The organism is Okeania sp. SIO2B3, assembly GCF_010672525.1.
Classification (GTDB): domain Bacteria; phylum Cyanobacteriota; class Cyanobacteriia; order Cyanobacteriales; family Microcoleaceae; genus Okeania.
Genome location: NZ_JAAHGH010000028.1, coordinates 1 through 22,629 on the forward strand (window position 1 = coordinate 1; position 22,629 = coordinate 22,629).

At 35.1% G+C, this 22,629-nt stretch carries 21 protein-coding genes and 2 pseudogenes; 12 read left to right on the plus strand and 11 right to left on the minus strand.

Annotated elements, in window-relative coordinates; genetic code table 11:
• Positions 1–109 (minus strand): annotated as a pseudogene (locus F6K15_RS19250) (hypothetical protein); the annotation flags it as partial.
• Positions 110–165: 56 nt separating this feature from the next.
• Between F6K15_RS19250 and F6K15_RS19255 the strand changes: the two are divergent.
• Positions 166–2,172, plus strand: a complete 2,007-nt coding sequence (locus F6K15_RS19255) for a CHAT domain-containing protein (RefSeq protein WP_293063318.1) — start codon at positions 166–168, stop codon at positions 2,170–2,172.
• Here F6K15_RS19255 and F6K15_RS19260 read toward each other — a convergent pair.
• Complete coding sequence (locus tag F6K15_RS19260; RefSeq protein WP_293063320.1) at positions 2,169–2,573, minus strand: hypothetical protein; 405 nt, start codon at positions 2,571–2,573, stop codon at positions 2,169–2,171. The two genes, F6K15_RS19255 and F6K15_RS19260, sit on opposite strands and share 4 nt — an antisense overlap.
• A gap of 128 nt (positions 2,574–2,701) precedes the next feature.
• Here F6K15_RS19260 and F6K15_RS19265 point away from each other — a divergent pair, with 128 nt between their 5' ends.
• The 3 genes from F6K15_RS19265 (at position 2,702) to F6K15_RS19275 (ending at position 5,375) form a co-directional block, all read left to right on the plus strand.
• A complete protein-coding gene (locus tag F6K15_RS19265) occupies positions 2,702–3,238 on the plus strand; it encodes a DUF29 family protein (RefSeq protein ID WP_293063321.1) in 537 nt (178 codons plus the stop codon).
• Positions 3,239–3,265: 27 nt separating this feature from the next.
• Positions 3,266–3,793, plus strand: coding sequence for a DUF29 family protein (locus F6K15_RS19270; RefSeq protein WP_293063323.1), 528 nt, complete (start codon positions 3,266–3,268; stop codon positions 3,791–3,793).
• Positions 3,794–3,926: 133 nt separating this feature from the next.
• Entirely contained in the window at positions 3,927–5,375 is a 1,449-nt protein-coding gene (locus F6K15_RS19275; protein ID WP_293063325.1) for a hypothetical protein, read from the plus strand.
• Positions 5,376–5,710: 335 nt separating this feature from the next.
• Here the strand turns inward: F6K15_RS19275 and F6K15_RS19280 are convergent, their stop codons facing one another.
• The 4 genes from F6K15_RS19280 to F6K15_RS19295 form a co-directional block, all read right to left on the minus strand.
• Entirely contained in the window at positions 5,711–6,691 is a 981-nt protein-coding gene (locus tag F6K15_RS19280) for a DUF4435 domain-containing protein (protein WP_293063327.1), read from the minus strand.
• Between the two features lie 146 nt (positions 6,692–6,837).
• Positions 6,838–8,259, minus strand: a complete 1,422-nt coding sequence (locus F6K15_RS19285; protein ID WP_293063329.1) for an AAA family ATPase — start codon at positions 8,257–8,259, stop codon at positions 6,838–6,840.
• 140 nt (positions 8,260–8,399) lie between these two features.
• Positions 8,400–9,143 carry an HIRAN domain-containing protein gene (locus F6K15_RS19290; protein ID WP_293063331.1) on the minus strand — a complete coding sequence of 248 codons (744 nt, stop codon included), beginning with the start codon at positions 9,141–9,143 and terminating at the stop codon, positions 8,400–8,402.
• A 62-nt stretch (positions 9,144–9,205) separates the two neighbouring features.
• Positions 9,206–10,051: a hypothetical protein gene (locus tag F6K15_RS19295; protein ID WP_293063333.1), complete on the minus strand. Its 846-nt coding sequence runs from the start codon at positions 10,049–10,051 to the stop codon at positions 9,206–9,208.
• Positions 10,052–10,501: 450 nt separating this feature from the next.
• On the opposite strand from F6K15_RS19295, the gene mnmG reads away from it, so the two are divergent.
• From mnmG to F6K15_RS19315, 4 genes are all read left to right on the plus strand, one after another.
• A complete protein-coding gene (gene mnmG, locus F6K15_RS19300) occupies positions 10,502–12,415 on the plus strand; it encodes a tRNA uridine-5-carboxymethylaminomethyl(34) synthesis enzyme MnmG (RefSeq protein ID WP_293063335.1) in 1,914 nt (637 codons plus the stop codon).
• Positions 12,416–12,775: 360 nt separating this feature from the next.
• Positions 12,776–13,507: a hypothetical protein gene (locus F6K15_RS19305; protein WP_293063337.1), complete on the plus strand. Its 732-nt coding sequence runs from the start codon at positions 12,776–12,778 to the stop codon at positions 13,505–13,507.
• Between the two features lie 47 nt (positions 13,508–13,554).
• Positions 13,555–14,433 (plus strand): DUF726 domain-containing protein, encoded by an 879-nt coding sequence (locus tag F6K15_RS19310; RefSeq protein ID WP_293063339.1) that lies wholly within the window; start codon positions 13,555–13,557, stop codon positions 14,431–14,433.
• A gap of 650 nt (positions 14,434–15,083) precedes the next feature.
• Complete coding sequence (locus F6K15_RS19315; protein WP_293063340.1) at positions 15,084–15,998, plus strand: hypothetical protein; 915 nt, start codon at positions 15,084–15,086, stop codon at positions 15,996–15,998.
• A gap of 523 nt (positions 15,999–16,521) precedes the next feature.
• On the opposite strand, the pseudogene F6K15_RS19320 reads toward F6K15_RS19315, so the two are convergent.
• A pseudogene (locus F6K15_RS19320) lies at positions 16,522–16,983 on the minus strand (DUF29 domain-containing protein).
• Between the two features lie 89 nt (positions 16,984–17,072).
• Positions 17,073–17,648 (minus strand): Uma2 family endonuclease, encoded by a 576-nt coding sequence (locus tag F6K15_RS19325; RefSeq protein WP_293063341.1) that lies wholly within the window; start codon positions 17,646–17,648, stop codon positions 17,073–17,075.
• A 528-nt stretch (positions 17,649–18,176) separates the two neighbouring features.
• Between F6K15_RS19325 and F6K15_RS19330 the strand changes: the two genes are divergently transcribed.
• From F6K15_RS19330 to F6K15_RS19340, 3 genes are all read left to right on the plus strand, one after another.
• Positions 18,177–18,329, plus strand: coding sequence for a hypothetical protein (locus tag F6K15_RS19330; RefSeq protein ID WP_293063342.1), 153 nt, complete (start codon positions 18,177–18,179; stop codon positions 18,327–18,329).
• Positions 18,330–18,478: 149 nt separating this feature from the next.
• Positions 18,479–18,754: a type II toxin-antitoxin system ParD family antitoxin gene (locus F6K15_RS19335; RefSeq protein ID WP_287274619.1), complete on the plus strand. Its 276-nt coding sequence runs from the start codon at positions 18,479–18,481 to the stop codon at positions 18,752–18,754.
• A complete protein-coding gene (locus tag F6K15_RS19340; protein ID WP_293063343.1) occupies positions 18,747–19,052 on the plus strand; it encodes a type II toxin-antitoxin system RelE/ParE family toxin in 306 nt (101 codons plus the stop codon). The genes F6K15_RS19335 and F6K15_RS19340 overlap by 8 nt, the downstream gene beginning before the upstream one ends.
• 127 nt (positions 19,053–19,179) lie before the next feature.
• Here F6K15_RS19340 and F6K15_RS19345 read toward each other — a convergent pair whose 3' ends face one another.
• From F6K15_RS19345 to F6K15_RS19355, 3 genes are all read right to left on the minus strand, one after another.
• A complete protein-coding gene (locus F6K15_RS19345) occupies positions 19,180–19,626 on the minus strand; it encodes a DUF29 domain-containing protein (protein ID WP_293063344.1) in 447 nt (148 codons plus the stop codon).
• Between the two features lie 126 nt (positions 19,627–19,752).
• Positions 19,753–19,911 (minus strand): hypothetical protein, encoded by a 159-nt coding sequence (locus F6K15_RS19350; RefSeq protein WP_293063345.1) that lies wholly within the window; start codon positions 19,909–19,911, stop codon positions 19,753–19,755.
• A 132-nt stretch (positions 19,912–20,043) separates the two neighbouring features.
• Positions 20,044–20,805, minus strand: a complete 762-nt coding sequence (locus F6K15_RS19355; RefSeq protein ID WP_293063346.1) for a LamG domain-containing protein — start codon at positions 20,803–20,805, stop codon at positions 20,044–20,046.
• Positions 20,806–21,213: 408 nt separating this feature from the next.
• Here F6K15_RS19355 and F6K15_RS19360 point away from each other — a divergent pair, with 408 nt between their 5' ends.
• Positions 21,214–22,596 carry a hypothetical protein gene (locus F6K15_RS19360; protein WP_293063347.1) on the plus strand — a complete coding sequence of 461 codons (1,383 nt, stop codon included), beginning with the start codon at positions 21,214–21,216 and terminating at the stop codon, positions 22,594–22,596.
• The last annotated feature ends 33 nt before the right edge of the window (positions 22,597–22,629 follow it).

A 22,629-nucleotide genomic window follows, 5' to 3' on the forward strand; every position in this document is an offset into this window, starting at 1 on the left:
CACCCACACAACTGAGATTCCGAGCAGCTTCCGCCACTACTGCCTTTGCTCCCATATATGGGTCTAGATAAACTAAACGAGAATTGCAGTCTACCGTCGCAGCAACACCAGAATTTGATGGTGGGAGAAAATCAGGAGGTAGCAATCAATGCCTACCAAAAAGCCTTGCAAGTTTTCACTCGTGAAGTAAATCCTGTCAGTTGGGCAGGTATTCAAAACAATTTGGGTCTTGCCTATAGGGATAGAATATCTGGCAACAAGGTAGAAAATCAGAAGACAGCGATCGCTTTCTTTCAAGAGGCACTACAAGTGTACACTCCGGAAGCAGATCCGATTAACTGTTTAAATACTTCTCGGAATCTAGGCAATCTCCACTTCAGCAAAGGCAATTGGCAAGAAACCATTGATGTCTACGAACAAGCCATAACCGCAGTAGAACTTAGTTGTAGTTGGGCAAGTGATGAAAATCGCCGCCAAGAGATTATGGCAAAAGCAATAGCAGTTTATCAAAGACAAGTACAAGCTTATATTAATACCGAACAATGGGATGAAGCTATCGAAACAGTCGAACGCAGCAAAGCCCGCAATTTAGTCGAACTCCTTGCCAACCGTGACCTTATCCCTAAAGGCAACGTTCCTCAAGAGATAATCACTAATTTAAGGCAACTACGAGGGAAAATTCTCTCACTGGAAAGAGAGTTACAAGTAGTTATAGACAAACTGTCTGGAAATATGGGCGCTCGATTACAACAGCAGCGACTACCATTAGAGGAGTCACGGAAGCAACTACAGCAAGGTATAGAGCTGTCACGCCAGCAGCTAGATGAGCTACTCAAGCAAATCAATGATCGCTACGACTCCAGTTTCAGTCTAACTCAGAAAGTAAAAACTATTCCTTTCAGAGATATTCAGAGCCTCATTGATGAACGCACTACCATTATTGAGTGGTATCTGACAGAAGATGAAATTATTACCTTTATTGTCACCAGTCACGATCAGTATCCCATAGTTATGCCATCCTCTCGCAAAAACCTAGAAATTTTAGCAAATTGGCATCAAGAATACCTTAATGCTTACAACGAACAAAAAAGCCAATGGATAAACAATCTATTCACTCGTCTCACCGACCTCGCTCAAATACTCAATCTTGATAGTATCCTTGCTGAAATAGATGCTATATTTGATAAACAAGGAGTTAAATGCGATCGCCTAATTCTAATTCCCCACCGTTTCCTCCATTTATTTCCACTCCACGCCCTACCCCTATCAAACTCTAATGAAGAGCTACTTCTAGACCATTTTGCAAGAGGAGTAAGTTATGCTCCAAGCAGCCAGTTGTTGAAACTAACAAAACAACAACACCGCCCCGAATTCAATAACTTATTTGCCATCCAAAACCCTACTCGACTTGATGGAAAACCTTTGCTTGGCTCCAAACTAGAGGTTAATAAAATTCGACAATATTTTGACCCTAACGATAGCATCGTTCTAGCAGAAGCAGAAGCAACAGAAGCAAATTTGAATCAAAACAAAGAGCAACTCCGCTCTGCTCACTGTCTCCACTTTTCCTGTCATGGCGAGTTCAAATTTGAATCCCCCCTAGAATCTGCTCTACTTCTCAGCGACCCTGAAGGAAAGTTGAAAGCAGATGCAGACCTAACCTTGTACAAAATCTTTAAACTCGACCTGAGTCAATGTCGTATAGTCAGCTTTTCTGCTTGTGAAAGTGGGATGACTCTTTCGGGAAACAAAGAAGATGCTGACTTACCCAGCGGCTTAGATGAATATATAGGTTTACCAAGTGGCTTCCTATATGCAGGTAGTCCGAGCGTTGTTAGCACCCTCTGGACAGTAGACCCCATTGCTACAGCTTTGTTAGTTATCAAATTCTATAAAAACCTGAAACAACTACCAACATTAGGAGATGGGGATGTTTCAACAGCTTTGATTAAAGCTCAATACTGGTTGCGAACACTCAACAGTCAAAAATTAGCAAGAATTCAAAAAAACAAAAGATTTAAGCTTTTGATAGCCCAAATCTTTGAAAACAATAAGAGCGATCGTCGCAAATTCAATGATTCACTATATGCTGCCATTAACCTACCAGACCGCCAACCCTATCCTTTTGCTAACCCCTATTATTGGGCAGCTTCTGTAGCTACAGGAACTTAGGTATTAGACTCGTAAGATTTGCAGAATTTTTCGATCCCTTCTTCCTGGATATAAACCGCCAATGGAGTAGCAATTAGTCCCGCTACTATAGGTGGACATCCCAGTAATCCAGCCAAGAAATCAGCTATTATTGGTATAAATCTAGGGAAATATTTTTCTCTCAACGTTTGATAGTTTTCCTGACAGATGTAATCACGACATTGCTGAAGTATGCTAGTAAACCAACGCAGGTCTTTATTATCTTGTACTCCTTGAATGCCATTGCGGGTGGCTATTGATTCAGCAGCATCAGCTAAATCACCATCGCACTCTTCGATTACTTCAAGAGCTTCTAGAGCTTCTGCATTATCTGCTAGCTCGGAACGTAAGTTTTCAATCTGTTCTAGTGTAAGTTTCATCATAGAGTTCTTCTAATTTACTTACTTAATTTTACTACACCTTTATGATATGATAAGTTAATAACTAGAGGAATTACTCATGCAGCAAATACTCCCCTTTTAACCACCAATAATTTATAGGAAAATAACTGATGACAACTCAAGAATTAATTGATTTAAGGACTTGCATTATGGAAGGCAGAAATCACGATGCTTTAGCAATTATTGATGAACTGGATGCCATGAGTAAAAAAGACACGCTTTTCAAAATAGATTCTTATTTAACTGTGGTCTTAATTCACTTAATAAAAAATCAGATTGAAGGGCGATTAACTAATTCCTGGGCAGCATCAATTCGGGCTTCGATTAGAAAAATCAAAGACTTGAATTTGAAGGAAAATAAAACCTCTTATTACATTAAAGAAGATGAATGGGATGAGATGTTAGAAAATGCTACAGAATTTGCTATTGGTGATGCCAGCGTGGAGGTTGAAAATGGTGCTTACAGTCCGTTTCAACTGGAGGAAATGGTAGATAAAAATTCTGTAGTCGCAACTGCTAAGAGTTTTTTGGCCTTAACTTACGCTTATTCTACTAAAGATTTGTTGGCAGTTATTGACGATAATTTGACTTTATTACCTGGTGGGGAAGATTGGAAATTTGGCAGGAGAAATAAACAGCATTTTTAATTGTTAATTTCAGGAGGGAAAAAACTGATGACAACTCAAGAATTAATCGATTTAAGGACTTGCATTATGGAAGGCAGAAATCACGATGCTTTAGCAATTATTGACGAACTGGATGCCATGAGTAAAAAAGACATCATCAGAAAAATCAAATCCTATTTAATTGTGATGTTAATTCACTTAATTAAAAATCAGGTGGAAGGACGTTTAACTAATTCCTGGGCAGCATCCATCCGCAATGCAATTATTGAAATTCAAGACTTGAATTTGAGGCCAAATAAAACCTCTTATTTTATCAAAGAAGATGAATGGGAGGAAATATTAGAAAATGCTATAGAATCTGCTATTGATAATGCCAGTGCGGAGGTTGAAAATGGTGTTTACAGTCCGTTTCAACTGGAAGAAATGGTGGATAAAAATTCTGCGATCGCAACTACCAAGAGTTTTTTGGCCTTAACTTACAGTTCTTCTGCTAATAATTTGTCAGCTATTATTAAGGATAATTTGACTTTATTGCCCGGTGGAGAAGATTGGAAATTTGGTAAGAGGAATAAATAAGGGTTTTATAAAAAAAAGCGATCGCTTCCATTATAATAAGTAAGCATGACCTAGGAATAGCTGACTGCTAATAGCTGTTTGCGCAGCAGTCCGCAGGAAATGCTTAATAATTAGAGGAGTGAAAAATATCAAAGTGCTAAAAAAACTAAAATCATACCATAGCCTTTTTATCTACAGTATTTTAATCTTAATATCTGCCTGTAGCAACACATCAAATATTTCCGACAACCCTACACCCACTAACAATAAAAGTTCTAAATTAGAGACATTAAAATTTGAAAAAAAGCCCATTAACGACAAAGGTGGATACTTCTATACTAACGGCGAATACGCTCTTGGACCATTCACTAAAACAATGATTAAAAAATGTCAAGAATGGGGAGGTGGAGGCAGTTGCAATAGTAACCAATGGTCAGAAAAATTATTTCTCCAAGCATACGGAAACAGAAGATGTCCGGAGGGAGCTACCCTCAACAAAATTATCGGTTATTGCGTCGAAAATAACCAAGTCATGGGTCCTTTTCCTCAAGAATTAATATCTGCTTGTGTCAAAGCTAACGGTGGAAATAGCTGTCAGTTGAACCTTTGGAATGCACGTTTCCTCTACAAACTGATGCAAGATGAAGGTATAGTGAGCAAAATAGATAAACCGCCCCAGTTTGTGATGTTAGCATTTGATGGTTCCAGTTCCCTAGACGCTTGGAAAAGATCGCGCAATTTTGCCCAAGAAATGGAGAAAAAAGGCATTAACCTGCGGTTCACTTATTTTGTCAGTGCAGTATATTTTGTCAGCAAAGACAAACGAAAACTTTACGATGCTCCCGGTGGGAAAGGAAAAGGTCGGTCGGATATTGGTTGGGGTGATACAGCGGAAGATATTGCTCTGAGACTCGAACAGGTTAACCTCGCTTATCAAGAAGGTCACGAGATCGGGTCTCATGCAGTGGGTCATTTTGATGGTAGCAAATGGAGCGAGCAAGACTGGACGGAAGAGTTTAAATATTTCGAGCAATTTTTCTTTGGAGCGCATAAAATTAATAATTTGTCAGGTTCCCTAGTATTCGATCACACTGCCATCGAAGGTTTTCGCGCACCACTATTAGCTCGAAGTCCTGGTTTGTATAAAGTGTTAGCCAAAAATGGTTTCCGCTATGACACTAGCAAAGTAGCATTATCTAACTATTGGCCGCGAAAGGAAAATGGTATTTGGAATTTTCCCCTAGCTAGTCTGACTAACTCTCGTGGAAAAAATGTTCTATCAATGGATTACAATTTTTATTATTTGCATTCCAAGGCAAAACCAAACCCTCGTAATGCTAAACGTTATGAGGAGGATACTCTGAAAACTTACATGAAGTATTTCCAGAAGAACTACAATGGCAACCGCGCTCCTATAGATATTGGGCATCATTTTTCAGCTTGGAATAACGGTGCTTACTGGAACGCAATGTTTCGGTTTGCTGAGTCTGTCTGTGGTTTACCAGAAGTTCGATGTATTACTTATAGTGAGTTAGCAGATTTTATGGATCTGTTGAGTGACGAGCAAATTACTGCTTATCAGCAGGGAAATTTTCGGCGTTAGTGAAGTGCGTGCATGATATTAATCTTAATTATTTAGGAGTCAACCCACCCCTAACCCCTCCCAGGAGGGGGAGTCAGAACTCAGGAGTCAGGAGGAAAGAAAGAAGAAGAAAAGGGCTTGCTGAGGGGCGGAATGAATCTTTTTGGAACAGGTGAATCTCATCTTTAATACTTGATACTTCTTTTTTCTCTAAACCTAAAATTCATCCCACAAATATGTAACGCTAAAATTTTCCGAAAAGTTCAGAGGATGAGGTTGCTCAGGAATAGTTGAATAAAGAAGAAAGCAAAATTATATAGAACTTATTTGAATGAATTACGCTCAATTTAATTAATCTAATCTAATAATAAGTCTAACATTTCAAATATTTCTTGAAAATATTTCCTGTTGTTACTTAATATTTCCTGAACCCAATAATTAATCAACTGCTGAAACATCTTATCTTTTGTTGTCCAGTTAACGTTACCATCTGCTTCTTGGCTAACTTGCATAACACATTTAATATATGCTTCTTTCAAAAAATCATAACCAATATGACCATGACATAGCCATTTCACAATCTCAAAAGATGTTTGATTAATAAGTTGAATATAAATTTTATAATTTTGCTTAAGTTCTAAAATTTGGCTATCGGGTATACCACGTTTATCGGTCAAAAAAATCAACCAATCTTCTAATAAAAAAATTATTTCCCCAGAGGTTAACTCAATGAAATCTCTCCAAGGAACGCCAGATTCTATTCTTTGTAACAGGCTACTTTTAGTAGCAGCTAAACCAACAGTACAAGCTGAATATATTACCGATTTAAAAATTTGTCTAAATAAATTTGTGGCTGTTTGGGCATTAGGTATTGTTGTATTTATGTCAAAAAAATTACTAACTATATCGAGTTCAAATAAATAGTTTTCTAATGAGTGTCCTCGTGTTCTAATAATTCGTTTTTCTATATTATGTCCTGGAAAATTGTCTTGCAATATTTGAGTTTTTTCATAATCCCAATCAAACATATCGAAATCCCGGTCTACAAAACCTATAAATTTATGACAGTAAGATTTACCAACTATACTTTTAGCAATTTCCTGAATTTTTTGTTTATTGTTACCTGTTCCTGAATTAGCTTTAATTAAAGATTCTGCTGAATCTACACGAACCTGTTCTTTGAGTTCTGGTTTATCTATTTCATTTGCCAGATAAGACAACATTCTTTCTATAAAATATTTATCATTTTTGCCTTCAACTAAAATATGTTTTTCACTACTACTCATCAAGTAAATTCGATACTCTTGTGGAGTAAATTTGGGAGTATTTTTTGCCATTATTATTTTTTTTCTCTTCTTTTTTATTCCAAATTTACCGAATAATTAAGATTTAAAGCCTCTCCTTTACAGGAGAAACAATAAAAAATTTTCCTTTGAGTCAATCCTCTCCTTGAAAAGAAAAGGTCGTTATTAATTATTAATTATTAATTATTAATTGTTGAATCATCTACTATCGTTGCGGAAACTGTTTGAAGATTTTGAGTTATTTGAGGTTCAAGTATTATTATTTCATCTTCGTAGTCAGCTCCCACTACTGGAGAATGAGTACAAGCAATAATTTGTTTATTACCTAACTGTTGAGATATTTTTTCTAGTAATTTACGTTGCCAATCAACATGAAGAGAAATTTCAGGTTCATCAATTAAAACTATTTCTTGTTCGCTCATCTGAGATGCCGCATATATCATAGTTAAAATTTGACGTTCTCCTGATGATAATGCTTTACTTATTCCAGGAATAGTAGGCATATCGTTATGAAAATTTATGCCTAAAATTGGTGAATTTTTGAAGATAATTTCTATCTCTTTACTGTCTAAAAATGAGTTCACAGCAGCTAGATATTTCTCAATATTCTGAAAATAAGTTTTCTGTTCATCAGATATTTTTTGCAGTGCTTCTCTGTAGGTAATTAAAATCCTGACAGCAGCTTCTTTCGATTGTTCATCCGCTTGAAATGATTCAACAGCAGTGCGGAGGTCTTTAGGCATTTGAAATTTAAGATCGTTACTCAGTTGTTTGATTTCTTCTAGAATAGAATTTGAGTCTTCTTCTACAGGTTTTGAATTTTTGGAATTGGAAAGAGCATGAAATATTTGAGGTATAAGGTTTCCTAAATATTTTTCTTGTGCTTGGTTTAGTTGATGAAAAGCTTGAGAAATTTCTTGGTTTAATACTTGCTCTATTTCGATAATAGATGGGTAGTTAAGTAAAGGCACAAAGTCTCCAAAAATTTGACGTGCAAAATCTGTTTTTCGTCGCTGCTTTTCTTCATCAAAAATATCTTTGAGTTTTCCTCTTTCTTCCTTTGTTGATGCCCAAGCTTCTATCATGCTTCTAAAAGCTGGAAAATAAGCTGTTATTAATTTTTGTTCTTGCGAATGATTGAGAATATTGTAATTTATCGGTACTTTTGCCGCAGCAGAAAAAGCATCGGTTATTGATTGTTCTTCTGATGATTGATTTGGAATCTTATTACAAAGGTCTGCTACAGCAGAAGCAATATTAGAAAACACTGGGAAAAGCTTTGTATTAATTTCTTGAGTTCTTTTAAATGTAATTCTTGTTGCTTCTCTTCCATCTAAAAATAATATAATCTCATCATCATTTCTATTATTTTTTAACTCCACTTGACTTTCATCACTCATTCTCAGATTAATATAATCAAAATCAATAAAAACAAATCTTTCATAGTTTTCATTGAGTAAATTAGCAATAATATGTAGCAAAGTAGTCTTCCCTTTGCCATTTTTAGCAAATAAAACATTAACCCCTTGATGAAAATCTACATTTATATCAAAAATTCCATAAATTCCTTTAGCTTCAAGGTGCTTTATATATGCAGACATATTACTATTACTCCTATTGCAAATTACATTCCTTTTATTTGTTTTACCGAATATCAAAATTGGTGTTTTACTTGGATAAATGAATACGAACTTTACCCAAAGGATTAATTTGATATTCTTTACAGCAAAGCTAACTTAAATTAACTAAAAATTGGTACAGCTAAAGACTCATACATTTCACTAGAAAAAGGTTTAAAATCATCATGTTTGACTATTAAATGACAAAGCAATCTCATTTGTAACGGTGCCGGTGGCAAATTGATACGCTCTACTTTCACCTCCACTGAATTACGATGATTTTGTACTAGCGGAAAAACATCATTTAATAAATATCGAGGGCAAAAACCTAAAAGGTAAAAATCTTTCGTGCGTAGCATTAAAGCATCTTGGTCAAAACTGTTTTGCGCATCGTGCATTAAATACAAAATTTCTCCTACCTCTAATTTTTTGATTTTGTCAATAGTTTCAGATGCCATATATCGGAAACCATGAGTAAAGAAATATAGATGATAAACACCATTTTCATCTTGTTCTGGGTAAGGAAAAATTTCATAATTATCTGTTACTTTTTTACCTCCGCTACGAGACAATAAAACCATAGGATCATCTTCTGCTTCTGAGAGATTTTGCCAGCTAATAAAATCTGGATAATCCGGGCGAGACTTCCTCATAATTCTATGAGAAAATACAGGCAATAATTCCTGAGAGCGATAAACTTTATCAAATTCATTTAAAGACCAAATACCAGAAAAACCAATTTTTTTAGCTTCTTCTGCACCTCTAAGGTAAATAAATTCATACCAACCATTTTCATAAGTTAAGCGACCTACTGGAAACCAAGCACGACTAATTGGGTCTTGCCAAGCTAAAAATAATTTTTTCATCGCAGTTTTTCTCTTATTTGTAGAAGTCTATTTTGGTTAATTGTCAGAATTTTTTGTGCAAATTAAATAGAAATTTCAGAGATATAATTTTTAGGTATACGTTCAAATAAAGACAAAGTATCCTCTGCTGAGATATTGGCTAAATTTTGGAGCAAAATTAGAGCAGCTTTGGGATATTTTCGTGCTGCTTGTTCAAATAAATCTAGTGTCAACATCGGTTTTCTATCTCCTATTTTATCATAAGTTGCTGACCTTGATTTAGCTATATAATTTTTGACAGTTTTATTATTAATTTTCTCCTGTTTTTTGTAGTCTAGTAATTCTCTACCGAGACTGGATGCATGGTCGAATGTTGGTGCTAAATTTACTAAATCATTGACAATAAATCCACAATTTTCGTGATGTCTATCAGTGTTACCTATCCAAGCATCTAATAATAAGTAACCAACAAAAATTTCTATTGCTGTTTCAATACCTTCAGGAGGTTTCCAGTTTAAAGGTAAATTTATATTGATAGAATTATAGGCGATCGCTTCAACTACAATATCAAGAGTATGTTCGGAAACTTTATAATTACTCGGACTAAATTCGGGATAACTTTTATCTATTTTTACTAAAATTTGGTTACCAGGAATAAGAGTGTTATTTTCTGGTACAAAGGAAGGAGAAATTGTGCCTAAATTACCTTTCCAAATTGCTAGTTCATAATGTGCATGAGGTAGCTTTAGTAACTCACATAATTCTGATGCTATTTTTTCTGACCAAGCTTCCCCAGTATTAGGTCTAGCTTTTTTGTATAAATAGTTAAGCTCATTCTCGCAATACCAAAATTTGTCCTTAGTTCCTAGTTGTTCCGTTTCTAAGATTGAATCTTCTGGAACTTCAATAATGTTAAATAAATTGCACATTAGTAGTTATTAATTTTTAATCTAATAGGATTTACGCTGAGACCGTATAGATACCTCTCAATACTATTGTACAATAGTTTTTCAACTCTATAGATAGTACAGATAGTACCTTTGCGTAAATCCTGTCTAACTAATTTTAAATATCAATAAAAGCTTGTGTTTGTCTTTCGATTCTTTATCAATAGAAAACAAAATCATTTCTGTAGGTCATTATTGATAATAAATGTTATACTATAAACTTAAATAATAACTCAAGTGATTTTGGGCAATATTTCAATACTCAAATTAAAAAATATTGCTATAGAACATTTTTGTAAGCTGAGGTACACCCTGAAGCGAGCAAGATGCTCGCACTGGGAATATTTAATTTTTAATATCGGGCACGCGGGCAAGATGCTCGCACTTCATATACCTGGAATTTGCTGTAACAAATAACTTTTAACTAATAACATGACCACAACTTTCGATTTCCAAGACGAATACGACATCATCGTAGTAGGTGCAGGCCACTCAGGTTGCGAAGCCGCCCTTGCCTCCGCACGCCTCGGTTGCCGCACCCTCCTACTAACCCTCAACCTCGACAAAATAGCTTGGCAACCATGCAACCCTGCTGTTGGCGGCCCCGCAAAATCTCAACTTACCCACGAGGTCGATGCTTTGGGTGGAGAAATTGGCAAAATGAGCGATCGCACTTATCTCCAAAAACGCATCCTTAATTCATCTCGTGGGCCTGCCGTCTGGGCGTTACGTGCTCAAACTGACAAACGGGAATACGCCGCCGTTATGCGTAACATTGTGGAAAACCAGGAAAACCTCCGAGTCCGGGAAAGCATGGTGACAGATTTAATTCTGGGAGACAACGACGAAATTATCGGAGTGGAAACCTACTTCGGTGTCGCTTTCAAATGCAAAGCTGTCATCCTGACCACCGGAACATTCCTGGGGGGAGTTATTTGGGTAGGCAACAAGTCAATGCCAGCAGGTCGTGCGGGAGAATTTCCTGCCATCGGTCTCACCGAAACCCTCAATAAACTTGGTTTTGAAACCGGACGACTGAAAACAGGTACACCTGCCAGAGTTGACAAACGTTCTGTTGACTACACTGACCTCGAAGAGCAACCAGGGGATGAAAAAGTGCGTTGGTTTAGTTTCGACCCGGAAGTGTGGGTGGAACGGGAACAAATGTGTTGTTATCTGACGCGCACTACTGAAGAAACTCACAAACTAATTCGCGATAATTTGCACTTGTCTCCTGTTTATGGTGGGTGGGTGGATGCGAAAGGTCCCCGTTATTGTCCGAGTATTGAGGATAAAATTGTTCGCTTTGCTGATAAAAGTAGTCATCAAATATTTATTGAACCCGAAGGTCGTGATATTCCTGAACTTTATATTCAGGGGTTTTCTACTGGTTTGCCAGAGAAATTGCAATTACAAATGTTGCGGAGTTTGCCTGGTTTGGAAAATTGTGTGATGTTGCGACCTGCTTATGCTGTGGAATATGATTATTTGCCTGCAACTCAATGTTATCCGACGTTGATGACTAAGAAAATTGAAGGGTTATTTTGTGCCGGTCAAATTAATGGTACCACTGGATATGAGGAGGCGGCAGCTCAGGGTCTTGTGGCGGGAATAAATGCGGTTAAATTTGTTAAAAATCAAGAGATGATTATTTTCCCCAGGGAACAAAGTTATATTGGTACTTTGATAGACGATCTATGTACAAAAGATTTGCGAGAACCCTATCGAATGTTGACGAGTCGTTCGGAATATCGTTTGATTTTACGGTCGGATAATGCGGACCAAAGACTAACTCCTTTGGGTCGAGAAATTGGTTTAATAGATGACCGTCGGTGGGAGTTATTTGAGAGGAAGCAAACTAATATTATTGCTGAAAAGAAACGGTTAGAGTCAACTCGAATCAAAGAAAAAGATGAGGTAGGAATTACTATTGTTGCTGATATTAAGCAAAAGATTAAAGGTTCGATTACTTTGGCTGAACTTTTGCGCCGACCAGGTTTTCATTATGTGGATTTGGAAAAGTATAATCTAGGGAATTTAGATTTGAAATTGGTTGAAAAAGAGGGAGCAGAAATTGATATTAAATATTCTGGTTATTTGCAAAGGCAACAGAATCAAATTGACCAAATAAGTCGCCAGGAAAATCGGAAGTTACCTGTAGATTTAGATTATTTTGAAATTGTTACTTTGTCGATGGAGGCCAGGGAAAAATTGTCAAAAATTAAACCTTTAACTCTTGGGCAGGCGTCTCGTATTGGTGGGGTAAATCCGGCGGATATTAATGCTTTATTGGTTTATTTGGAGATAAAATATAGACAAGACCAATTAACTTCTGTGAGTATTTAATTACTGGAAGAGCTACTGGAAGAGCGATAGCCAAACTCAATAGACAACACGCTTTTTGTTTGGTCTATCCTTAATAGATAAACTTCGCTTTTTTTCTACCCAACTTATTCGCAGGTCTAGATTGATTTTGTGGGTAAGCTTAGGCAAATGAAAACCTTTCCTTTAAGCTCTCTCCTACTCCGAGAAGCAGGACAGTTTCATTTTCAAAATAAGTGTATAATTAAATTTTTAACTTATTCTGAGCTTACTCACAGCCATTGTTTCAAGAAATGTAAAAATATAGTTAAACTAACTAATTGAATATAATTTGCTAAGTTAAAATAATCAGAAGTAAAATTATTAATAATTAGCTCTAAGTCAATGAGTGATATAAAATGCCCCAATTTAGAAGAAATAAAAAATATAGGCGAATACCAAGCCTGTGTAGAGCAATTACATCATACAACATGGTATGTTGCTAGTACTATTCTGATGCAGTCAATTCTAACAGCTATTATAACAGAAGCTCTTTACAATTTATTAATTCGTTCTAGCCTACAAAGATTAATTATTAGACAATGGATGCTCGGGAGAAATATTACTCCTGTTAAAGATAAGATGACTGCTTTTCAACGTTCGGTAGGGATGGGTAATGGATCGAATATTTATTCTCTTCCCTATCAACAGCTATGTGGTCAGATTACTAATGCTTTACGGAATCAACTTGATTCCGGAGAGGGTGCTTTATTAGATATATTTGCTCGCGATGTACATCCAGAAAATTTAGAAAGATTAAAAAGTAAAAATGCTCAAGACTTATCGAATGAGGAACAAAACAATTTAGCTGTGATAGAGGAACAAGTATTTAATAGCGCAGATAGAGGTCTTGACGATCTTCAAATTACTCTAGCTAAGTGGTGGCTCAAAGTAGACTATATTTTTTCAATACTGATCAGTTTTATAATTTTAGATAGGTTATTAACAGTACCCACTACGTTTTCGGTTGCGGATAGTATAGCAGAATTCATACTGGCTTTTTCTATTTCTATGATATCAGGATTTTTAGCTCCGACAATTCGTAATTTCTTACTCAATATACTTGGTAAAAGATAGAAAGAATTTCAAGATAAGTATATATTAAATATTAACAACATCTGAAAATGCTCAAAGATAACAATCAGAAAAGTAAAGATCGAATAATAACCCTCAGACAAAATGAAAATAAATATGCAATCAGAGAAGAAGTTCATGGTAAAACTACCATAACTTCTAGTGACATAATTATTCTAACTCATGGATATAATGTTTCAGAAGAAGGGGCGGAAGAAGCATACAAAGAATTTCAAAAAAATTTTAATAAATATTCTAATCAATTATCAACATTAAACAAAGCAATCTATTGGTTGATTTGGCCCTCCAATAAACCGAATAAACGTGATAGTGAATTATCTTATTTTAAAACAGTAGGTGTTGCTAAAAATTGTGGGGAAAAACTTGCTGAATATTTGAAAAAATTAAATTTTTCGGCAAGTAATAAGCAACCTCGTATTATTTTAATAGGACATTCTTTAGGGTGTCGTTTATTACTTGAAGCTTTAAAAAAGACCATAAAAACTAACTTTAAATTGGAAGTTTTTTTAATGGCTGCTGCTGTTCCAGTGTCCATGGTACAACCAGGTCAACAATTAAATCCTAGTATTTCTTCTACAGAAAAATATCGTATCTTATACTCAAAAAAAGATTGGGTTTTAGAATATACTTTTCCCTGGGGTCAAAAATTAGCAGGAGAAGGATTCGATCAGGCTGTAGGTTTCAAAGGAAACCCCAATATGGGAGTTTGGTCTAATACTAAAGACATGGAAAACTACGGTCATAGTGATTACTGGAAAGGAGAAAAATCAGTGAAGTGGATTCTTTCACAATTAGGAATTCTCAAAACTTCTTCCAGAAACTTAAAATTAGAGCGACCAACAATAGCATCTAAATCTAGAACTTTAAAATGGCGAACCATTCCAGAAAGAGAACTGAGTTACTCTTAGCAATAAGGTCTCGAACAACCCTTCATTTCAGTTAGCCTCCTCCGGAGGAACTTCGTTAACAGTTATCAGTTATCAGTACCTCTAGCTGTTTGCGCAGCATTCTGCAAGAAAGCAAGAGGCTTGATATCAGGAATAGTCTCTTTTTTTATCCCTTTAAAAAGGGACGCGCATACCCACAATTTTTCGGTAAACAAAATAATCGAGGTTGCACATTATGGAATAATACTGCCAAAAATAGGTGTTCGACTTTGACTAAAAAAAACCTAATATTAATCGTTCTAGCAATTATCAAATCCAAAATCTCTTTCATCAAAAATCTCAAATCATTCGTCACTGTGCAACGCCAAATAATCTGTAGGGACGTTTCATGCAACTTCCTTACCTGTTACCGAATAATTAATAATTAATAATTAAATAATTCAGGTTTAAAGCCTCCCCTTTTAAGGGAAAAAAAAGTGCTAGGATATTTCCTGATATTCAATTCTCTCGGTTTTAACCAGAGGTAATTATCAATTATCAATTATCAATTATCCATTATCCATTAATGAACTATTCCCTAAGCACGAAAATTATGGCTAAATTCACCAACGCCACTTTTCAATTATTGTAAAAACCAGTTCAAATATTACAGTCTAAAACTAAAGATAATTATGAGTTTATCTACTATCATCACCATCGCAATTGCCCTCGCTTTTATTTATTTAGCTGCTAGTTTTTTCACTTATGCAATTCAAGAAAAAATTGTTTTATTCTTTAAATTAAAAGCTCATAACTTAAAAGACACTATTTATCGTTTGTTAGGAGAGGAAGCAAAACAAGAGGAATCTTATACAGAAAAATTTTATCGAAAATACTTACAGTCTTTCGGTCGATTGTTAGGAGAGGAAGCAAAACAAGAGGAAGCAAAACAAGAGGAACCTTATACAGAAAAATTTTATCGAAAATACTTACAGTCTTTCGGTCGATCTCTATCATCAAACCAAAAGAAAGCACCAAAATCTGGGGGAATAGAAAAAATATCTGCTAAACAGTTTGTTACTGATTTGATCGAGCTAGTAGCAACAGAATTAAACTATAAAAATAGAAATTTCTACAATGAGTATGGATTGGAGAAAATTGTCGAAGATATTAATAGCAGTGATTGTCATTTTTCTGACAAAATGAAACGAGACCTTTCTGCAATTGCACAAAGAGCGATCAATAAATTTCAAGACAAAGGAGAGCAGCTTCAATATTTAGAGCAAGAACTTGAGTCTTGGTTTAATAGAGCAATAGAATATGCTCAAGAAAATTACCTTAGAAAATCGAAATATATTTCCATTGTATTATCTGTAATAGTTGTTTTGATGTTCAATATTGACACAGTAAATATTATCAACAAATTATCAAAAAGCGAAATTACCTCAACCATAAGTAATAGAGTAACCGAAGCAGTAGTTTCAAACTCTCAATTAAATTCATGTTCGGAAGTCAATAATGATACTGAAGTTCAAACTTGTATTTCAAGTATTCTAGATGTTGTAGATGGAATTGATAATTTGCCTATTGGATGGAACCTTTCATAACCACTAAAAGCACAGTTCACACCCTTGAATTTTTCTAATGTTATAAAAGTAGTTACAGGATGGATTTTAAGTATTATTGCGATTTCTCAGGGAGCGCCTTTTTGGTTTGGAATTCTGAATAGTTTAATCAATGTTAAATCAAATAAATCAGCCAAAAATTAATTGTATCTGTAGGGGTTTGGAGAGCAAACCTCTTTTTGATATTTTAGCTGATCAAAGAAACATGATTTGTAAGTTTTAACTACATTTTATTGTAAGCATTCAGCCGTCAGCTATCAGCTATCAGCTATTGCTTTTAATGAGTGATAAAAGCTTGATCGACTGAGCTAGAAAAATCTTACTACAAAAGTCAGCTCTAAAGTCTATATTCATTTAAAACCCCTCCTTAAGCACAGGTTATTATTGCTGTTAACGCAGTTCCTCCGGAGGAGGCTAGCTGACTTCTAATAGCTGTTTGCGCAGCATTCCGCAGGAAATGCTTACATTTTATTTATAAGAATAGGTAATTATTAATTATTCATTATTAATTATTCATTATTGAATCTGGTAGCCAATCTTCATCCAATATATGTTCCAGAGAATAAGGATTAATTTCTGGTAATTGAAGTTCTGATTTAATTTGAGCAATCTTTCTAGCTTTGCCATAAAGATAATCAAGTCGTTCAGCTAAATAATTCTGTAAATTTGTTGTGATTTTTAATTCTAATTGATCCCGAAAAGTTAAAATTTCTCCACGCCAATGCCTAGAGTTATTAGCTCTTTCTTCTGACCAATATTGATAAAGTAGTAAATGTTGAATAATTAAAATAACGAAACTTTGAGCAGCACTTTTTTCACTTCTACCCAAGGCTTCTAATTATTCAATTAAGTTCTCATAATCTAGGTTTTCTAATTGACAATTATTTAGTAGTTTGATTGTTTCTTCTAACCACAGAAAATAATCTTCTTCATACAGTAATTTTAGATCGGTAATTTGATTAACCATGTTTTATGTCTATTTGTGAAAAAGTTAGCGATCGCGCAACAAAAATTTCGATAATTTTTCAGTATCTGTCGATAAATTTACAATTTTAACTACCAAATTCTTGTCATATCTAATATAAATCCAGGCAAAACATCTTCACCAGATAATATTTCAGGAGAGTCTAATATTTCCACATCTTTACCAACGCGATAAATTTCTACTTGCCGATTTTTAGGATTAATTAACCAACCCAACTGCATTCCATTTTCCAGATATTCTTTCATTTTTTCTCTAGTTTTAGGTAAGCTGTCGGAAAGTGACATTAATTCGATTAAAAAATCAGGGCAAAGAGGTAAAAATTTCGTTCTTTGTTCGGGAGTTAAATTATTCCATTTTTCTATAGTTATCCAGGAAGCATCGGGAGAAAAGTTAGAGCCATTTGGGAGGTTAAAACCTGCTGATGAATCAAAAGGAATACCAAGTTGATTTCTGTCTGACCAGTTAAATAATTGTTGGGTTAATCTGCCATTTCGATTTCCAGTTTCACCTCCCGTCGGCGACATAATAATTAAATCTCCTTTAGCATTTCTTTCAAATCTTAAATCCGGGTTTTTTTGACAGAGTTGAAAAAATTGTTCTTCTGTCATGTCAATTACTGAATTAAGCTCGATAGTCAAATTTGTCATTTTGGTTATTTTTTCCTCAGAGTTAACTACCAAATTATTATCATATCTAATATAAATCCTGGTAAAATATCATCTCCAGATAATGTTTTAAGAGAGTCTAATATTTCTACATCTTTACCAGGAAGTTAAGAATATTTATTATAACAAAATATAAAGTACAATGGAAACAAGACTGCTGAAATTTTTCATACCACCAGGAATATGATAAACCAACCTAACAAAGAAGCAATTATTATCCGTACTGAAAGAGGTCAGACGATTTCAGGTACTCGTATTACTGTCTATAACATTATGACAAAATAAAAGCTGAGTATCCACCCAAGTACATTCGCGATGCTTTCGACCTTACTGAGGAGGAACTCCATGGTGTTCTTTCTTATATTATAGCAGTCGAAGCAAAGGTTAGGACAGATAAAAAGCTTAAAACTCAGATAACGTAATACTTTTCCTTCTTCCTTCTTCCCTCTTCCTTCTTTCTTCTGCTATAAAAACCATCAAGTAGAAGTTGAGACAGAGTATCAGGAAGTTTTGAGGATAGCAGAAGAAATTCGAGCATATTCGGAAGAACAGAATCGCGATCGCTTGGCAAAAATTGCGACCAGTCCTCCCCGTCCAGGATATGAAGCAGTTCGAGTTAAACTGATAGAAAGGAAAACCAAGGGTCAAGTAAGGAAAAAATGATGATTTTGGTTGACTACAATTGTTGATTTTTGGTGTCTTACTCTGACATCTGTTTCCTTACGTTCTATTTCAGCTCTTTTTAGCTCTTTTTTTGTAAGATAAATCCTGAATAAAGGATAGAATTAAATATAGTTTATTTTTTAAATTGGATGATGAATATTATCTTAACTCCCGAACAAGAAAAATTTCTTCAATCCCAAATTACTAAGGGAAGATATACCAATATTCAACAGGCGATTGATGTCGCTTTAAAACTATTAGAAAAACAAGAACAAGATTATCAAGAATGGCTTGATGAAACTCGCGCTCAAGTTAAAGTAGGTTTAGAACAATTAGAAAGGGGTGAAAAAGTTGATGGAGAAATTGTTATTGCACAATTAAAGCAAAAATTTCAGCGGTTGCGAGAGGAAAATTTAGGTGAATAAATATAGTTTATCTCAAGCAGCTATTCGCGATCTAGATGAGATTTCTGATTATTTTAGTAACTTTAGTGTAGAAGTAGGTGAACGTTTTATTAAACGCTTTGATGATCAGTGTAAAAACTTAATTAACTTTCCTAAGATGGGGCGAAGTTATGCTCAAATAATACCTAATTTAAGAGGTGTGCCCTTAGATAGTTATATTATTTTTTATCAAGTAACTGAGGTAGAAATAGAAATCGTGAGAATAGTTAGTGGATATCGTAATTTAGAGTCTTTATTTGGAAGTGATATTAACAATTAAATGTTGCCAGTGCGGGCATCTTGCCCGCGTGGGTTTACCTTTTAGTTGATTAGTTGATTATATGAACCGTGAAACAATTATGTATGTAACTGATGCTCATGTTGATAAAGGAAGAGATGTTGAATAACTACTCTGGTAGCCAATCTTCATCCAATATCTGTTCTAGAGAATAAGGGTTAATTTCTGGTAATTGAAGTTCTGATTTAATTTGAGCGCTTTTTCTAGCTTTACTATAAAGATAGTCAAGTCGTTCAGCTAAATGATTTCGTAAATTTGTTGTGAGTTTGTATTCTAACTGAGTCCGAAAAGCAAAAATTTCTCCACGCCAATGCCTAGAGTTATTAGCTCTTTCTTCCTCCCAATATTGATAAAGGAGGAGATGTTGAATAATTAAAGTCACAAAACTTTCAACAGCACTTTTTTCACTTCTACCCAATGCTTCTAACTCCTCAATTAAGTTCTCATAATCTAGGTTTTCTAATTGACGATTATTTAGTAGTTTGATTGTTTCTTCTAACCACAGAAAATAATCTTCTTCATACAGTAATTTTAGATCGGTAATTTTATTAACCATGTTTTATGTCTATTTGTGAAAAAGTTATGGAAAATGCGGTGCGTTACGCTACGCTAACATATCCTACTGGAATGTTAAAGTTGCTTGTAACTCAGTGAGAATATTTTCTATAGACTGAGATTGTAACTATCCTCTATGAAAAGAGGCGATCGCTTCTTTTGCTTCTTGAGCTATTTCCTCTCGACTAGCTTCAATCATTTGATTTTTAACAATTTCTAATAACATTTCTCTTTGTTCAATGGAAAGTTGGTTAACTATTATAAGAGCCTCTTCTAGTGTTGCCATAATCTATACTATCCTAATTTAATTACTATTATTTTCCCTAAATTATAACTTAAGTTTAGTTAGAGTTTAGTAGTAGACTGTTTCATCTAAAATGATGTAATACGCTTCTTAAGTATATCTAGTTTCAGAAACCTATTTAGTTGTCCAAACAGCTCCAAAAATAGTTCCATGATTACCATTACCTGATTTATCCTTAACAAGATTACCAGACCCTTCATTAAAAGGCCAATAACTAATAAGTCCTAGTTCATTACCCCGAAGAGAGTCAAGCATTTTAGACTGTATTTCAGCATCAGTTAATGCCCGATTCCAAATACTTAATTCATCAATTTTACCTTTAAAATGTGTCTGAGATGAATTGACTTTATCCCAACCAATTAAGAGGGGTTGCTCGGAGGCAAGATTATAGTTTCCAATTCTAGAAGTTGTCAAAGATGCCACGAGTTTTCCATCTGCAAAATATGTTAGTGTATCCCCCTGTTTACGAGCAACAAAGTGATGCCATTGACCATTTAACAAGTTAGGTTGATTAGGATACTCAATCCAATTAATATTATCAAGTTGAACATAAGGTATCTTATTCTCACTTCCTCTCCAACGACCATGAAATCCAAACAGAAATCCTGCACCGTTGGTTGTGCGATTAGACATAATTTGAGGATGACGTACTTGTTCACTTTCTAGCGCAAAAACCCGTGCTAAAAATGTAAAATCTCCACTACCAATCTGATTAATTACATTAGTATTTGTAACTTCAATATAGTCATCAATTCCATCAAAATATAAGGCATAATTTATTTTTTTACGACCGAAAAATACCCACACAACTAAGATTACTACAGTAATTAAAGTAACCGCAACGATTATGGTCAGTGACCACTTAGAAAAGTTCATTTTTTTATCTCTTATTTTCTCAATATCTATCTTAGTATTTTTAAAAGATTGCTGTACCAAACTTCTAAACAGCCAAGACTGCTACAAATAAATCTGAAAATTGGCCCAAAAGTTAAATAGTTATTGACAAAAACTCAAAATAATGATATTAGATTTATGTAGTAATCTAAAACTCATTGTAGATTCTATAATTCCTCCTTGCCAGCTCCGGTATTCCCTGTTCCCCTTTCCAAAATTAAGATATATAGCTTAAATGCTGAACAACTTATAAACTATAGTTAAAATGTCTATAATTAATCTCATCTGAGACACAGTTACTAGATAATCTTGGTAAACTAAAATATCCGAATTAAAATTAAACAAACTCTTAAATCAAAAATTATTGAGGATAGGGAGTAAAAAAAGAATATGACCACGAACTACCAAAAAACTAAAGAAAGTTCAGAAAAAACAAGATTTCAAGAGCCTCTTTCGGTAGATAATCTTGCTGAAAATTTGATGGAAGATATGTTCCGCGATATTGACCGAGTATTAGATGGTGGTACTCGTTTGCCTACTCAAGTAACTAAACCAGAAGTTGTATCTTTAACACAGATTAAGGTTCCTGAAATTGTTCTGCCTCAAAAGAAGACTCAACCTCAAGAAATAGACAAAGAAGAAAAGGCAAAATTAGCCAAAGTAGAAGCTGAAAAAAAACAAAGTCAATCATTAGATAAACTACTTTTAGGAGCAGCTTTTGCCTCTATATTAGTTACCCTTTCTTTGTGGTTAGTAAATAGAGGAGGTCTCAATAAAATTTTGGGTTATTTAGGTTATGTAGAAAAGCCAAATGAATCATCAGAAACATTAAGTCCTAGAGCAGTAGCAGATCAAGAATTTGCTGAATATATAGAGCGATCGCTCCAGATGATTGAACAAAAAGAAGCAACTCGCAAACAACAACAACAAATTCCTGGTATACCACCCGCCCCACCAAGCAACAACTTACCAACAGTACCAGTACCTGCAAACCAACCTACAAACACTAGCTTACTATTACCGCTCAACCGACTGGTCGATCTCATGGAGGCACAAGTAGCAAAAGAACCTATTACTATTCCAGAAACTAAAGTAGTGGTAATTCCTCCAGTGCCAACTGTTGTACCTTCAGCAGTAGCAGCAGCACCAAAATCTGCCGAATCTTCCCCAAAGCCATCAGCAGCATCTGCATCTAATGCTTCTGCCTCCGCAGAGGCTGCTGAAAACGTTACAGAAAGGTCGGAAGCAACAAAAACTGCTAAACCAGAAACGGCAAAAGTAGAGGAGAAAGCTCAACCAGAAACGGCAAAAGCAGAAACCGCAAAAACAGAAACGGCAAAAGTAGAGGAGAAAGCTCAACCAACAGAAGAAGTAGCAACAAAACCGGAAGCAACAAGCCAACCGGAAGCATCATCCCAGTCCCAACCAGAAACTACAGCAGAAGCAGAAACTCAATCTGAAACAGAAGCAAAATCAGAAGAATCACAAGCGCCAACACAACCAGTACAATTACCTCCACCGCCAGCAGAAATACCTGCAACCAGCACAGTGACAGAAAGTCAAGTTCAGATTCCTATTAATACCTTGGTGGGTATTTTGGAGTTAGGGGAACGTTCCGCTGCTTTATTTGAAGTAGAGGGTGTAGCTCGTCGGATATATGTAGGGGAAAATATTGGTGGTAGTGGTTGGACTCTTGTTAATGTGGCAAACCAAGAAGCTGTGATTCGCCGTAATGGTGAAGTTCGTTCTGTTTTTGTAGGGCAACAGTTTTAGTTTAAGGGAACAGGCAACAGGCAACAGGCAACA